Genomic DNA, 14,931 nt, shown 5'->3' on the forward strand with positions numbered 1-14,931 from the left:
TGCGCAGAGCATCCCGCAGCAGCGCAAATGCGGCAAGATGGCCACCCGGCATCAATACCGCGGTAGGCATGGGACGCCCGGCCGCAGAACGAGCCACCCGGCGGCGCGGTTGCCGGAGGACGGAGAATGCGGCGATGACGCAGGGTGGACGTCGCCGGGCGCTCGACCCGTTCCCGCGGCGGCCCCCGTTCGATGCCGACGCACCCATCCCGCTCACCGTGTACGGCATCAACGAAGCAGTTCCGGGGGCGCGGTGGCAGCAGTTGTTCGCCGCGACCTGGCCCGGGTACCGGACCTGGTACCTGCAGCGGGACGTCCGCCCCCGGCCGACGGTCGAACACGCCACCGGGATGCTCGAACGGCACATGCCCGAACTGGTGCCGACGTACCGGCGGATGGTGGAACTCGCGGGGGCCGCCGGCGCCGACGAGGTGGCGGCCAGGATGCTGACCCTGTGGGATCCGCCGCGGTTCCTGCCCGGCTGTTCACAGGCGGTGGTGACCGAGCCGGAGATCGCACTGTGCCGCAACTACGACTATTCACCGGAGCTGTGGGAGCGGGTGGTGCTGTCCAGCCGATTCACCGGTCGCCCGGTGATCGGCAACAGCGACTGCCTGTGGGGGCTGCTGGACGGGATGAACGCCGACGGACTGGTGGTCTCGCTCAGCTTCGGCGGGCGGCGGGGATCGGGTCCGGGGTTCGCGGTGTCACTCGTCGTCCGGTACCTGCTGGAGGTCGCGACCACCACCGAAGAGGCAAGGGACATCCTGTCCCGGATGCCGGTCGCGATGGCCTACAACCTGACGGTGGTGGACGCCGACAGTCATGTGCTAACGGCCTATGTGGGGCCGGGCCGGGCCGCGGAGTTCAGCATGTCACCGGTCGCGACCAACCATCGCGGCGAGATCCCCGACAACATCGAACATGCCGAGCGATACGCAAGCGTTCCGCGACGACAACGTCTGCTGGACTTGACGTCCGGTGATCCGCTGCCGGATCGACTCGCGGCGGCCTTCCTGGAACCGCCGCTCTACTCGACGCATTTCTGGCGGGCGTTCGGGACGGTCTACACCGCCCTGTACCGGCCGGCGGCGGGCACGGTCGAACTGCGCTGGCCGGATCGGCACTGGGTGCGGCGGTTCGACGATCCGGATTCAACCTTCGGGGTGGTCCTGCAACCTGCGTGACGTCCCCGAACACGGCCTTTCAGTGACTTTTCAGCGGTCGTCAAGGCTCGGATCGCACCATCGGTCCGTCAGATGATTCTCGAGCCTTCGTCCCAGGAGTGATCCATGACCGCCGCCAGCCTGAGCATGCCGTCCGACGTCCTTCCGGTGATCGACGCGTACCGCACCTGCGAGTTCCTCACCGTGTCCAAGAGCGGCGTGCCGATCGCCTGGCCGACGGTGAGCGCGTACGGCACCGACGGCACCTTCACCCTCACCACCTCGATCGGGCTGCCGCAGAAGGCTTTCAACGTGCGCCGCAATCCGCAGGTGGCGGTGCTGTTCTCCGATCCCACCGGCAGCGGGCTACAGGACACACCGCAGGTCCTGATCCAGGGCACCGCCGTCTGTCCGGACGAAGTGGTCACCAGCGTGCTCCGGGCACGTGAGGTCTGGAGCCGCATCTTCGAGCGGCAGCCGGAATCCCGGGCCTACAGCGCGAACCCGGTCTCCCGATGGATGATGGACTTCTACTACATGCGCCTGCTGATCACGATCACCCCGACCGCCGTCACCCGACGCCGGGCTGTAGCTGCACCGGGACCGCTCGCCGGGGACCAAGGCCCGGCCCGCGTCGAACCCGATGCGGACGACGCGTATGGCCAGGCGGCACGCCGGCTCCCCGAGTTCCGCAGTGCGGTCCTGGCCGGGTTCGATCAGAACGGCCACCCGACGATGACCAGGGTCCGTCCGGTCGTCGATCCCCGGAACCGGTCTCTGCTGATCACCGTGCCGGAGGGCTTCTCGGTCTGCGCGGGCAAGGCCAGCCTGCTCTGCCACAGCCACGACGAGGAGCTGGCGAGTCTGCACGGCTTCGTGGTCGCCGGCGAGCTGACCGGAGAGGGCGACAGCTGGACGGTGCACCCGTCGCGGTACATCCCGGCGGCCGACCCGAAGGGTCCGCTGAGCATGGTGAAGACGATCCGGGCGCTGCGCGGGACCGCGCGGCGCTACCTCGATCGGCGTGGGCTGACCCGTCCGCGCATCGCCTGGGAAGACATCGAGACCGTCAAGGCGGAAGCCTTGGCAGCCGCCCACAGGGAACCATGATGGGGCGTCAGGAGCTGGTCAGGATGACGAGCTGCCTGGTCGCCCTCGTCATCGCGACGTAGCGGTCCACCGCCCCTTCGATTCCTGTCCCGAACGACTCGGGATCGATGAGGACGACCAGATCGAACTCGAGTCCCTTCGCGAGTTCCGGGGACAGTGACCGGACGCGGGAGCTCAAAGGCACGGCGGATGGGTCGATCTCGGCAGCGCCGATGACGCAGGCAGTTCCTTCCTCGTGGCCGGTGAGCCAGGCGTCCAGGATCCGGCCCAGTTCCGGCACGGTCCCGTGGCCGACGGGGATGCCGGTGCTGCGGATGGAGGTCGGCACGTTGGCGTCGGGGAGCACGGCCCGGATGACAGGCTCGGCGACGTTCATGATCTCTTCCGGGGTCCGGTAGTTGATGCTCAGCGGGGCCTGCCGTATCCGGCCCCACCCGATCGGCTCCAGCCCGACCCGCTCGAGCCGTTCCTGCCACGACTCGGTGAACCCGTGCCTGGCCTGCGCCCGGTCGCCGACGATGGTGAAGCTCCGTGACGGGCAGCGGAGCAGCAGCATCTGCCATTCGGCATCGGTGAGTTCCTGCGCCTCGTCGACGACGATGTGCGCGAACTGACCGCCAAGCAGGTCGACGTCTGTTGCGGGAAGCGTGCTGTCGTCGATGAGGCTGTTCTGCAGATCTTCGCCGCGGAGCATCGACATGACGGCCATCTCGGAGTCGTCAGACTCGATCAGGTGCTCGACGACCTGGGTCATCGATTCCTGACGGGCAGCGACGGCGGCGTTTCGGCGACGGTGCAGGCCCGCCACCTCCGGATCGCCGAGCCGTTGTCGGGCCGCGTCCAACAGCGGCAGATCCGACACGGTCCAGGCCCGCGGATCCTCACGTTGCAGCAGCTGGATGTCGCCGGCGGCGAGCCACGGAGCGCTCAGCCGCAGATAGGCGGGCACCGTCCACAGATCGCCGACGAGGTCGCCCGCCTCGATCAGTGGCCACGCCCGGTGCAGCGTCGCGGTGAGTTCGGCGTTCTGCAGCAGGGCTTTTCGCAGATGCCCGATCGGGGCGTCGCCGTCATACCGGTCGGTCAGGACCGTCAGCAGCTCGTCCCAGATCTGCTCACGCGCCTCGTTGTGCGGGGTGCCGGGCTGCACTGCGCCGAACGCCTCAGCCCAGTCGTCAGGAGTGAGCCGGATGTCGGCCCAGGGTGTCTCGACGGTCATTCCACTGGTCGGCGGCTCCTCGTAAAACCGGACCGCTGTCTCGATCGCCGTCACCATGTCGGCGGACGCCTTGAGGGCCGCGGCATTCGGGTCGGCCTCGACCCCTGCGCCGGCGCCCTCGGCGACCAGATCCCGCACGGTGCAGGTCTGCACGCCTTCCTCGCCGAGGCTCGGAAGGACGTCGGCAACGTACGCCAGGTACGGCTGGTGCGGACCGATGAACAGCAGGCCACCGCGCTGATGCCCCAACCGCGGGTCGGAGTACAGCAGGTACGCGGCGCGATGCAGCGCGACCACTGTCTTACCCGTGCCGGGCCCGCCGTCGACGACGAGCGCCCCGTGCGAGCCGGCGCGGATGATCGCATCCTGTTCTGCCGCGATGGTGCCGAGCACATCCTGCATCCGGCTCGATCGACTGCTGCCGAGACTGGCGATGAAGGCGGACTCGTCATCGAGCGCGGCGGCGGATTCCATTCCCGGGCTCAGTGCCTGCTCCGTGAACACCTCGTCCCAGAAATCGGTGATCCGGCCACGGGTCCAGCGGTACCTCCGACGGCTGATCAGACCCATCGGGTTGGCGTGGGTCGCGCCGAAGAACGGCGCGGCGGCCGGGGCACGCCAGTCGATCAGCAATTGGCGACCGGCGCTGTCGGTGAGCCCCAGCCGCCCGATGTACACCGGATCGGCGTCGGCTTCACCGACCATGCGCCCAAGGCACAGGTCCGCGCCGAATCGCCGGAGCGTGCGCAGCCGGGCGGTCAACCGGTGGATCTGCTGGTCCCGTTCCATCGCCTCCTGGCCCGCGCCGCCCCGCGCCCTGCGCTCAGCTCCGAGCCGGTCGGACAGTTCCGAGATCGAGCGCTCGAGGCTATCGAATATCGCGGCGAAATGGGCTTCGTCCGCGGCGATGAGAGCCGGGTCGGCTTTGCGGCTGAGGTGGTCGGGTAGGTGGAACCTACTGGTGGACAACGGTTTCACGTCATCAGCTCCGGACTGGAAATCGCTCGATCACTCATCGGGGTGCGCGCCGGAATCCGCGGATTCACAGCACGATCGGCGATTCTGCGCCACCACCGGGGTCTTGCCGCAAGCCCCGGGGTGCGCTATACGTTGAAGTGGGAAAGAAGTCAGTTGTTCAGCACGTGCGGCGCGAGCCACAGTTCACCCGCGCGTTCCGACCTCGTCCCCCGTCTGCACCCCGCCCCGCGAGATGCCGCTCACAGTGGCAGCGTCGATGTCCGGTGCCGGTCGCATGATGGCGTCCGCTGATGGCAGGGTCGGTCAGGTGAGGATCGCCCGTGTTGCCGCCGCGCTGACTCTCGCGCTGTCCGCCGTGCTGCTGTCCGGCACTCCGGCAGGTGCCGCATCTCCGATCCAACAGGCCGTCGACCGGACCGTGGCCGCGGCGTTCGATGACGGCATCCAGCAGAGCGTGGCCGTCGTCGACCGGTCCAGCGGCGAGCGCGTAGCGGCCAGTAGTGGTGACGAGCAGTACATCTCAGAGTCCATCGTCAAGCTGTTCACCGTCGCCTATTACGAAGTACAGGCAGGCGGTCATCCCGACCAGGAAATGGCGCAGACGCTGCGCTCGATGATCATCAATTCAGACGACCGCATCGAGTCCTCATTGTGGAACACGGACATCGTGCCGAGCATGGCGGAACGTTATGGCCTCTCGCACACCAGCAACGGGCCGAAGACAGGTCCCCACGATTGGGGTTGGGAGCTGATCACCGCCGACGACGAGGCCAACTTCCTCTACTCGATGTCGAACGATCCGGCGGTCGCACCACTATTGATGGACGCGATGGCCGACGTCGCTCCGGTCGGCGCCGACGGCTTCGACCAATCGTTCGGGCTGAACGCGCTCAGCGGTGACCACGGCTCCAAGCAGGGCTGGACGGACGTCGGCTCGAGCGACGACATCCAGATCCATTCCGTGGGCTGGACCGACCGGTATTTCGTGGCAGTCCTGGAAACCTCGACCGGCGCCGGGTACGACGCGATGCGCGCCGCGTCCACGGCCACTGCCGAGGCGATCCAGGCAGCGGAAGGGCCGGTCCAGGGAGCGGGAGACGCAGCGCAGGCAGCGGCCGCCGCATCTGCCGCCGTCGAGTCTCGCGCCGCCGCCGCCCAGTCCGCCGCGGAGTCCGCCGCGGCCGAATCCGCCGCCCGCGAGTCCGCCGCGGAAGAATCTGCCGCCGCGGAGTTTGCCGCCGCCGCGGCGCAGGTCGACGCCGATCTTCAGGTCATGCTCGGCGAGATCGCCACCGTTCTCGCGCATCTCGCCCCTTAGCCGCGGTCGGCGGGCATGCCCTCGGGCAGCGGCTCAGTCGAGACCCGGCCCTGCGGAGTCGAGAACCTCCAGGGCGAGCCACACTTCACCGCGCGTGCCGGGCGAGTCGAAGCTCCGGCCCAGCAACTCCTCGGCGGTCCTGATCCGGTGCCGCAGGGTGTGCCGGTGGACGCCCAGGGCTGCGGCCGACGGATCCCACTGGCCGTGATGCGCCAGCCAGGTCCGCAACGACACGACAAGGTCACCGCGACCCACCTTGTCGTGCTCCACCAGCGGTTGCAGCAGTGACTCGGCGAACGCCACCGCCTGGTCATGGCCGAGCATGCCGGTGATCCCCGGCATCGAGATCTCAGCGAAACCGGTGACCGGCCTGCGGTGTCGGCGGCCGAAGTCGGCCGCCTGGAGCGCCTGCCGGTACCCGGCCGGTATGTCGTCGAGGTCGACCGGCCCGGCAAGCCCGATGACCACGTCCGCCTCGACGGCGACGACCTTCGCGGCGTCGGCCACAGCCGCCGGATCACCACCGACAAGGGCGATGAGCTCCCCGTCGACCACCGCGGCGAGAGCCGGGCCGCCGAAGCTGACCGAAGAATCGTCCGGACCCACCCGGGCGGCGGCTTCCCCGGTCGCGACGAGAACCGTCACCGGTCCCGCCGGCAACGGCGCAGAGATCGCGTCGGCGATCGGACCGGCCAGTTCGCTCAGTCCGGACAGCATCAGACGCATCAGGGCCGACCTGACCTGGCCGAGCGCGGCGTCGGTGCTCCGCGAATGCTCGAGCATGATCGTCAGCAGCATGACGGCGGCGTTCACCAGGTGGCGCTGCGCGGCGGTGAGGCCGCCCGGCCGGCCGACGGCCAGGAACCCCCGGCCCCGCGGCCCGGCGCCGACGGACTGCAGGCTGACGGTGTCGGCGCCGACGTCGAAGGCGGAGCCGACCGGGCCGCGGTGCGCGGCCAGCACCGCCACCTCCGGTCGCACCGCCGCCAGCCGGCTCCCGGCGAGGTCCGGATGGGCAGCGAGAACCGCACCGGCCCGGTCGAACAGCGCCACCCAGGCGCCGACCTGCTGGGCGAGCTGCCGCACCAGCCGGTCCGGCCCGGCCGCCGAGAGCGCGGCGCGGGTCAGGGTCTGTTGCGCGGTGAACGTCTTCGTCACCGCGGCGTATTCGTCGGCGGCCAGCGCACGGGACACCGCGCGGCTGAGCGCGATGAACGGCGTGTTCCTGGGGACCTCGAGCAGCGGCAACCCGCGCCGCGCCGCCGCGGCCACCAGGTCCGCCGGAACCTCGTGGTGGCTCAGGCCGATCCCGAATCCGAGGCCGACCACGTCGGCGTCGGCGAGCAGCCGCACGTACTCCTCGACGAAGGCACCGGCGGCATCGCCGGAGCCCGTGACGATGCCCGTGGTCAGCAGCAGCTCCCCGCCGGTCAGGAACGGCGTCGGGTCCCGGAGCTCGCTGACGTGCACCCAGGTGATAGCGCGGTCGACCCGGGTGTTCTCCGTGAGCAGCCGCAGGCCCAGCTCAGGAGTAGAAATCAGGTCACCGATCGTCAACGGCACGGCAGCTCCGATTTCTGTGCCAGTTTGTCCATGTCGCGGCAGCCTAACGCGCCATAACTGCCATTTCGTCTCGGCCGCCGGTGGGCGAGGCTGATGTCTTACCGTCGAGAGGAGCCGTACCCCATGACTGTCGCGCTGCAGGATCTGGTTCAGGAACGCCGTCTGGTCACCGAACTGCCCGGTCCCCGATCCAAGGAACTGTTCGCCCGCCGTCAGGCCGCGGTCTCCAACGGCGTCGGAACCACCTTTCCGGTCTTCATCGAGCGGGCCGGCGGTGGCGTCCTGGTGGATGTCGACGGCAATTCGTTGATCGACCTCGGATCGGGCATCGCCGTGGTCAGCGTCGGCAACTCCGCGCCGCACGTCGTCGACGCCGTCACGGACCAGGTCCGCGCCTTCACCCACACCTGTTTCATGGTCACCCCGTACGAGGGCTACGTGGAGGTCTGCGAGCAGCTCGCCGCCGTCACCCCGGGCAACCATGCCAAGAAGTCGGCGCTGTTCAACTCCGGCTCGGAAGCTGTCGAGAACGCGGTCAAGATCGCCCGACACGCCACCGGACGGACCGCGATCGTGGTGTTCGACCACGCCTACCACGGCCGGACGAACCTGACGATGGCGCTGACCGCCAAAAACATGCCCTACAAGGAGGGCTTCGGTCCGTTCGCCGCCGAGGTCTACCGGGTGCCGATGTCCTACCCCTACCGGGACGGCGACATCACCGGAGCGCAGGCCGCGAAGCGGGCCATCGACATCATCACCACCCAGGTCGGTGCGTCGAACGTCGCAGCCGTGCTGATCGAGCCGATCCAGGGCGAGGGCGGCTTCATCGTGCCCGCCGAGGGGTTCCTGCCGGCCATCTCGGCGTGGTGCACCGACAACGGCGCCCTGCTAATCGCCGACGAGATCCAGACCGGGTTCTGCCGGACCGGCGCCTGGTTCGCCTCCGAGCACGACGGCGTCGTGCCCGACCTGATCACCACCGCCAAGGGCATCGCCGGCGGACTGCCGCTGGCCGCGGTCACCGGTCGAGCCGAACTGATGGACGCGGTGCACACCGGCGGGCTCGGCGGAACCTACGGTGGCAACCCGATCGCCTGCGCCGCCGCCCTGGGCGCCATCCGCACCATGCGCGAACTGGACCTGGCCGGCGCCGCGCGGGCCATCGAAACCACCATGCTGCAGCGGCTACGTGCCGTGCAGGCCCGCCACGACGTCATCGGCGACATCCGCGGCCGCGGCGCGATGATCGCCATGGAACTGGTCAAGCCCGGCACGAACGATCCCGATCCCGCGCTCGCCGGTGCCATCGCAAAGGCCTGCCATGCGCAGGGTGTCGTCGTGCTGACGGCGGGTACCTACGGCAACGTGCTGCGTTTCCTGCCCCCGCTGGTGATCCCGCAGGAGTTGCTCAGCGAGGGCCTGGACGTTCTCGAGCAGGTCATCGACTCACTGGCGTCCTGATGCCGTTCGCACTGCACCAGAGCATGAGTTCAGCTGTTTCAAGAGCCTCGAAAGGAAAGACGCCATGGGTGTGACGGACGAGCAGATCTCGCGGGTACTGAACGCGGTCCCGAAGGGGCTGCTGATCGGCGGCAAGTGGATCTCCACCGACGAGACGGTGCCGGTGGAGGATCCCTCGACCGGTGAGGTCATCGCCTCCGTGGCCGACGCCTCGCCCGAGCAGGGCATCGAGGCTCTCGACGCGGCCGTCGCCGCGTCGGCCGACTGGGCCGCCACCGACCCACGCGTCCGTGGCGAGATCCTGCGCAAGGCCTTCGAACTGCTGACCGAACGCTCCGAGGACATCGCCCTGCTGATGACCATGGAGATGGGCAAGCCGCTGGCCGAGGCGCGCGGCGAGGTGACCTACGGCGCCGAGTTCTTCCGCTGGTTCTCCGAGGAGGCCGTCCGGATCGCCGGTCGTTACTCCGTGGCTCCGTCCGGCGGCACCCGGCTGCTGACGATGAAGCAGCCGGTCGGCCCGGTGTACGCGATCACGCCGTGGAACTTCCCGCTGGCGATGGGGACCCGCAAGATCGGCCCGGCACTGGCCGCCGGCTGCACGGTCGTCATCAAGCCCGCCGCCCAGACCCCGCTCACCACACTGGCTCTCGCCGCCGTGCTGATCGAGGCGGGACTTCCGGACGGGGTGCTCAACGTCATCACCACCAGCCATTCCGGCGCTGTGTCCGGGCCGATCATCGCCGACCCGCGGTTGCGCAAGCTGACCTTCACCGGCTCCACGGCGGTCGGCCAGAAGCTCATCGAGCAGTCCGCGCAGCAGGTACTGAAGGTGTCGATGGAACTCGGTGGCAACGCCCCGTTCCTGGTCTTCGGCGACGCCGATCTCGACAAGGCGGTCGACGGCGCGATGCTCGCGAAGATGCGCAACATCGGCGAGGCCTGCACCGCGGCCAACCGGTTCATCGTGCACGAGTCGGTCGCAAAGGAGTTCTCCGCCCGCCTGGCCGAGCGGATGGGCGCGATGAGCATCGGGCGCGGCATCGACGACGGCGTCACCGTCGGCCCACTGGTCGATTCCGCGGCGGTCGACAAGGTCACCGAACTGGTCGCCGACGCCGTCGACAAGGGCGCCACGATCGTCACCGGTGGCACCGCCATCGACGGTCCGGGCCACTTCTACCCGCCGACCGTGCTGACCGGGGTGCCGACGAGCGCAAAGGTGTTCCGCGAGGAGATCTTCGGGCCGGTGGCGCCGGTGATCACCTTCAGCACCGATGACGAGGGCATCGCCAAGGCCAACGACACCGAGTTCGGCCTGGTGGCCTACGCCTTCACCGAGAACCTCACCCGGGCACTGACTGTCGCAGAACGCCTGGAGACCGGCATGGTCGGCATCAACCAGGGCATCGTCTCGAACCCCGCCGCACCGTTCGGCGGCGTCAAGGCGTCCGGCCTGGGCCGCGAGGGCGGCACGGAGGGCATCGAGGAGTACCTGGAAACCAAGTACGTGGGCATCAAGCTCTGAGGCCGCCTCGCTGAAGTTGCCTCGCTGATGCCCTGCAGAGCGGCTGAGATGACACACATGTGTGTCATCTCCGCCGTTTCTGTTATGGTCGGTCCGTGTCCACCGACGCGGAGTTGACCTTTGCCGACCACGTCGGCCGGTTCTATGCGCGTCAATACTCTTTCCCGCCGATGGCCGGTCGCCTCCTCGGCTACCTGTTGGTCTGCGACCCACCGCAACAGACGATCGACGAACTCGGCGATGCCCTGCTCGCGAGCCGGAGCGCCATCACCGGAGCCGTGAAACTGCTGGAGGGTTACGGTGTCGCCCGGCGGACCCGGATCGCGGGCGAGCGGGTCGACCGGGTGAGCGTGAATGCGGCGAGCCGGCAGCCGCAGAACTTCGACGCCGCGATTCATCTCGAACACGCAGCGGTCTTCCGGGAGGGCCTGGCGTTGCTCGCCGATGCTCCACCGGAGCGGCGGGCACCGCTCGAGGAGATGGTCGCGCTGGCCGAATTCCTCAGCGAGCGACTCCCCGCACTCCGCGATGAATGGCTGGTGCATCGGGATCGGCTGCGGGAAACCGGAGGGCTCCCCGCCTTGGGGCAGTGAGGGTCTGACGGCATGCGCCGACCCGGCGCGTGCCGCGAACGTTCGAAAGGCGATGCAGCATGATTGATCCGGAGGATGTCGTCCGCACCCAGAACCTGCGTTCTCGCGCCGACAGCGGTGACCGGGATGCGCTCGACGAACTCGTCGAACTGGCCGGCGAGCGGGGCGACCTGGACGAGTTGCGCCGCCTCACCGGCCGGGGCAGCTCGGACGCGGCGGACGAACTGATCCAGCTCGCCGGCGAGCGCGGCGACATCGGCGAACTCCGGCGGCTCTCCGACCTCGGCAACGGCACAGCCACCGACGAATTGATTCAACTGGCCACCGAACTGGACGACCTGGCAGAGCTGCGCAGGCTGGCCGATCGGGGCAACAGGACCGCGGCCGATCAACTCGCAGAACTGACCGGGGAATAGCGGAACAGGCACCGCATCGGCCGCCGCGTTGGGCCGTGCGGGTATTCCCTGAACCGCTGAGTGAAAAATCGCACGCCAGGTCTTCTCGCGCGGGTGCCGAAATCAGCATGATGGAGGTGAGCCCAGGAGGCATACATGGCGAACGATCGGCACAAAGTTGTCGTGATCGGCGGCGGATTCGGCGGCCTCAACGTCGCGCGGGCGCTGGCGAAGGCGCCGGTGGACGTGACCATCGCGGACCGCACCAACCACCATCTCTTCCAGCCACTGCTGTATCAGGTTGCGGCCGGCATCATGCCGCCCGGGCTGATCGCTCCGGCGCTGCGCAGCGTGATTCGCAAGCAGAAGAACGCCCGCGCCCTACTGGCGGAGGTGCACGACATCGACATCGAGAACAAGGTGGTACGCGCATCCGGCCCCGACGGTCGGGCGGTCGACCTGCCGTACGACTCCCTGGTCGTTGCCGCCGGTGCGTCCCACTCGTATTTCGGGAAGGACGAGTTCGCCGAGTTCGCACCCGGGATGAAGACCGTCGAGGATGCCCGCTACCTCCGGGACGGGATCCTGTCCAAGTTCGAGATGGCCGAGCTGGCAACAGATCCGAAGGAACGGGCCGAGTGGTTGACGTTCGTCGTCATCGGCGGCGGACCGACGGGGGTCGAACTGGCCGGTCAGCTCTCCGAATTGGCGCACAAGGTGCTGCCGCAGGAATACCGGGCGGTGAACACCAATGAGGCACGGATTCTGCTGCTCGAGGGTGCGCCGACGGTGCTGCCGCCGTTTGCCCCGAGGCTGCAGAAGTACACCAAGCACCAGTTGGAGAAGATGGGCGTCGAGGTGCGGGTGAACACCCTCGCCATCGACATGGACCACGAATCGATCACCGTCAAGGGACCGGACGGACTGGAGACGATCCGCGCCCGTACCCGTATCTGGGCGGCCGGCGTGCAGGCGTCACCGCTCGCGACCTTGCTGGCCGAGAAGACCGGCGCCGAACTGGACAGGGCGGGCCGGGTCGCGGTCAATCCCGATTGCAGCCTTCCCGGGCACCCCGAGGTGTTCGCCATCGGCGACATGGTGTCGCTGAACAAACTTCCGGGCGTCGCGCAGCCGGCCATGCAGGAAGGCACCTACGTCGGGAACGTGATCAAATCCCGGATCGCCGGAGAACCCGCCCCGCCGCCGTTCAAGTATTTCGACAAGGGCAGCATGGCAACCATCGGCCACAAGGCCGCGGTCGCCGACGCATTTGGGGTGAAATTCACCGGCATCATCGGTTACCTGATGTGGGGTTTCATCCACGTCGCGTATCTGATCGGCTGGGGCAACCGGATCGGCACGATGTACACCTGGGCACGCGCGGTGTGGTTCTCCAACAACCGGGCGCACCGCATCATCACCTTCGAACGCGCGGGTAAGGAATTGCCGCAGGGCGTCACCCGGAGCGGTCGGCCCTCGCCCATCTTGCCGGCCACGGCAACGGCAACGGCTGCCACGGCCGGCACCGCAGCCCCACCGGCGACCGGTCAGCCGACCGCGGATGAGGCAACGCGGTCGGCCGCCGCGATCGAGGCCGCAGCAGCCGCCAGATCGGCCCGCATCTCGAAGGCCAGCTGACCCAGCGGAACGCCGTCCGGCCGAAGCGCGACTGCATCGGCCCGGCCGGCGCCAACAGCCCGCACCGTCATCCGGTCGACCCTGCGCACGGTGACCGGTGCAATGTCGTCGTCGGCTGTCGGAGCCGAGAAACGTCGCGCGTGCAGATGATCGCCGGTGGTGATGACGGTCAGCCCGTCGGTGACAAGATCGACGCTCGAGTCGTTCCGGGCACCATCCGGGAGCGCGGATTGCGGCGGCAGCCAGACGTGCGGGATCCGCGGGCCGAGGTCGACGTGCACCTCCTCGGCCGCCCGGCGACGGCTGCCGGCGGGATCGAGCGACCGCTGCAGGTTGTGCTCGGCGACCGGTCGGCGTTCCGCCTCGTAGCTCGCCAGCAGTGACGAAGCCGCCCAACCGCGCATCACCCAGCCGAGCTTCCAGCCGAGATCGAAGCCGTCGGCGACGGCCGTGTTGAGCCCGGTCCCGCCGCGCGGGGTGACCCGATGGGCAGCGTCCCCGAGCAAGAAGATTCGGCCCTGCCGGAAACGGTCCGCAATCCCGCCGACGAACGAGAACGCGCCCAGCCGAACGACTCTCACGTCGAGCGCCGGCGATCCTGCGGCAGCGCGGACCCGGTCGACCAGACGGTCGACGGGATAGTCGGCGAGGCGCTCGCGAGCGGGGTCCCAGCCGAAGCTGTACACCCAGCGGTCCGGTCGGCCGGCGGGCAGGAACGTCCCCGGGTCGTCGGCCCCGCCGACGCCGTAGATCCCGTAACGGTGCGGCCCGACGACGTCCCAGAGCGGGGCGTGCACCACCGCACTGAGCGCCTCGTACAGGCTGCCGGTTGTCGGCATCGCGATACCTGCCAAAGCCCGCACGGCGCTGTGTGCGCCGTCCGCCGCGAGCACGAAGGAGGCATGCAGGGCGGTGACTTCGCCGGTGGAGCGGTCGCGCAGGACGACCCGACACCCCGTCCTGTCCTGGGTGACGTCTGCGAGATCCACACCGAGTCGCACCTCGGCGGCCGGCAGCGTTCGCAGATGGTCCAGCAGCACCTGTTGGAAATGGTCCTGCGGCACGCACGCCGGGCGACACGGGCTGATCAGCGCACTCTGCGCGGCGGTGGGATAGCCGACCTCGACCCGCTCACCCGAGGCAACCTCGGCCAGTGTCGGGCTCAGCGAGAGCAGCCACTCGACGTCATGCCCGCCGTCGAGCGCCTGCCTGTCCAGGCTCCACCGGCGGAGCAATTCCATGGTGCGCACGCTCAGAACGGTGGCCCGCGGCAGGGTTGACGGGGACTCGCGACGGTCCACGATCAGGCACCGGACGCCGAGCCGCGCGAGGGTGATCGCCGCGGTCAGGCCCGCCGGTCCGGCGCCGACGATGACGACCCGGGCGGCACGGTGAGCACCAGCCATTTCAGTGAACATCATGTAGTTTACAATACGAGGTGTCGTTTGAAAGACAACCTGTTTTCTGAAAGTAGACTGATCGCGTGACGACCACCCGCGCCTACCGGCAGCGACTGCGCGCCGAGAGTGCCGAACAGACCCGTCGCCGCATCCTGGACGCCGTGGCCGCCGGCCTGCGGGATGCCCCGACGGAGCCGGTCAGCCTGGATCGGGTCGCGCAGTCGGCACGGGTCGCGCGCTCGACGATCTACTCGGTGTTCGGGTCACGGGCGGGACTGTTCGACGCGTTCGTGGACGACCTCTGGGCCCGGACCGGTCTGCCGGAACTCACCGAGGCAGTCGCGAATCCTGATGCCCGCCAACATCTTCGCGCCGGTATCACGGCGGCCAGCGCGATGTACGCCCGCGATCGCGACATCTACCGGGTACTGCACTCGATGGCCCAGCTCGACCCCGCCTCGGTGGGTGGAGCCGTCCAGAAGATGGAGGCCGAGCGCGCCGGCGGGATGGCACACGTCGCCGCACGGCTGGCCGAGGACGGGCAACTGCGGGACGGCGT

General features: G+C 68.8%; 12 protein-coding genes. 9 read left to right on the forward strand and 3 right to left on the reverse strand.

Going from position 1 to position 14,931, the window contains the following annotated elements; translation table 11 throughout:
• Window positions 1–134: 134 nt before the first annotated feature.
• Together ACVBEQ_RS14095 and ACVBEQ_RS14100 are read left to right on the forward strand one after the other, a co-directional pair.
• Window positions 135–1,187 carry a C45 family autoproteolytic acyltransferase/hydolase gene (locus ACVBEQ_RS14095; protein ID WP_447153931.1) on the forward strand — a complete coding sequence of 351 codons (1,053 nt, stop codon included), beginning with the start codon at window positions 135–137 and terminating at the stop codon, window positions 1,185–1,187.
• Between the two features lie 105 nt (window positions 1,188–1,292).
• Complete coding sequence (locus ACVBEQ_RS14100; protein ID WP_447153932.1) at window positions 1,293–2,276, forward strand: pyridoxamine 5'-phosphate oxidase family protein; 984 nt, start codon at window positions 1,293–1,295, stop codon at window positions 2,274–2,276.
• A gap of 7 nt (window positions 2,277–2,283) precedes the next feature.
• Here ACVBEQ_RS14100 and helR read toward each other — a convergent pair whose 3' ends face one another.
• Complete coding sequence (helR, locus tag ACVBEQ_RS14105) at window positions 2,284–4,473, reverse strand: RNA polymerase recycling motor ATPase HelR (RefSeq protein ID WP_447153933.1); 2,190 nt, start codon at window positions 4,471–4,473, stop codon at window positions 2,284–2,286.
• Between the two features lie 307 nt (window positions 4,474–4,780).
• On the opposite strand from helR, the gene ACVBEQ_RS14110 reads away from it, so the two are divergent.
• Window positions 4,781–5,791, forward strand: coding sequence for a hypothetical protein (locus ACVBEQ_RS14110; RefSeq protein ID WP_447153934.1), 1,011 nt, complete (start codon window positions 4,781–4,783; stop codon window positions 5,789–5,791).
• 33 nt (window positions 5,792–5,824) lie between these two features.
• Here the strand turns inward: ACVBEQ_RS14110 and ACVBEQ_RS14115 are convergent, their stop codons facing one another.
• Window positions 5,825–7,354: a PucR family transcriptional regulator gene (locus tag ACVBEQ_RS14115; protein WP_447153935.1), complete on the reverse strand. Its 1,530-nt coding sequence runs from the start codon at window positions 7,352–7,354 to the stop codon at window positions 5,825–5,827.
• 135 nt (window positions 7,355–7,489) lie between these two features.
• Here ACVBEQ_RS14115 and gabT point away from each other — a divergent pair, with 135 nt between their 5' ends.
• The 5 genes from gabT (at window position 7,490) to ACVBEQ_RS14140 (ending at window position 12,972) form a co-directional block, all read left to right on the forward strand.
• The gene (gene gabT, locus ACVBEQ_RS14120) at window positions 7,490–8,818 is read left to right on the forward strand and encodes a 4-aminobutyrate--2-oxoglutarate transaminase (RefSeq protein ID WP_447153949.1); all 1,329 of its coding nucleotides are present in this window, start codon (window positions 7,490–7,492) and stop codon (window positions 8,816–8,818) included.
• Window positions 8,819–8,882: 64 nt separating this feature from the next.
• Window positions 8,883–10,346 (forward strand): NAD-dependent succinate-semialdehyde dehydrogenase, encoded by a 1,464-nt coding sequence (locus ACVBEQ_RS14125; RefSeq protein WP_447153936.1) that lies wholly within the window; start codon window positions 8,883–8,885, stop codon window positions 10,344–10,346.
• A 95-nt stretch (window positions 10,347–10,441) separates the two neighbouring features.
• Window positions 10,442–10,939 carry a GbsR/MarR family transcriptional regulator gene (locus ACVBEQ_RS14130; protein ID WP_447153937.1) on the forward strand — a complete coding sequence of 166 codons (498 nt, stop codon included), beginning with the start codon at window positions 10,442–10,444 and terminating at the stop codon, window positions 10,937–10,939.
• 59 nt (window positions 10,940–10,998) lie between these two features.
• Window positions 10,999–11,355, forward strand: coding sequence for a hypothetical protein (locus tag ACVBEQ_RS14135; RefSeq protein ID WP_447153938.1), 357 nt, complete (start codon window positions 10,999–11,001; stop codon window positions 11,353–11,355).
• Window positions 11,356–11,490: 135 nt separating this feature from the next.
• Window positions 11,491–12,972 (forward strand): NAD(P)/FAD-dependent oxidoreductase, encoded by a 1,482-nt coding sequence (locus tag ACVBEQ_RS14140; protein WP_447153939.1) that lies wholly within the window; start codon window positions 11,491–11,493, stop codon window positions 12,970–12,972.
• Here ACVBEQ_RS14140 and ACVBEQ_RS14145 read toward each other — a convergent pair.
• On the reverse strand, window positions 12,882–14,393 hold the full coding sequence (locus tag ACVBEQ_RS14145) for an FAD-dependent monooxygenase (RefSeq protein WP_447153940.1): 1,512 nt from the start codon (window positions 14,391–14,393) through the stop codon (window positions 12,882–12,884). The two genes, ACVBEQ_RS14140 and ACVBEQ_RS14145, sit on opposite strands and share 91 nt — an antisense overlap.
• Window positions 14,394–14,455: 62 nt before the next feature.
• Between ACVBEQ_RS14145 and ACVBEQ_RS14150 the strand changes: the two genes are divergently transcribed.
• On the forward strand, window positions 14,456–14,931 hold a 476-nt coding region (locus tag ACVBEQ_RS14150; RefSeq protein ID WP_447153941.1), incomplete at its 3' end, for a TetR/AcrR family transcriptional regulator.

Source organism: Nakamurella sp. GG22, assembly GCF_052976845.2.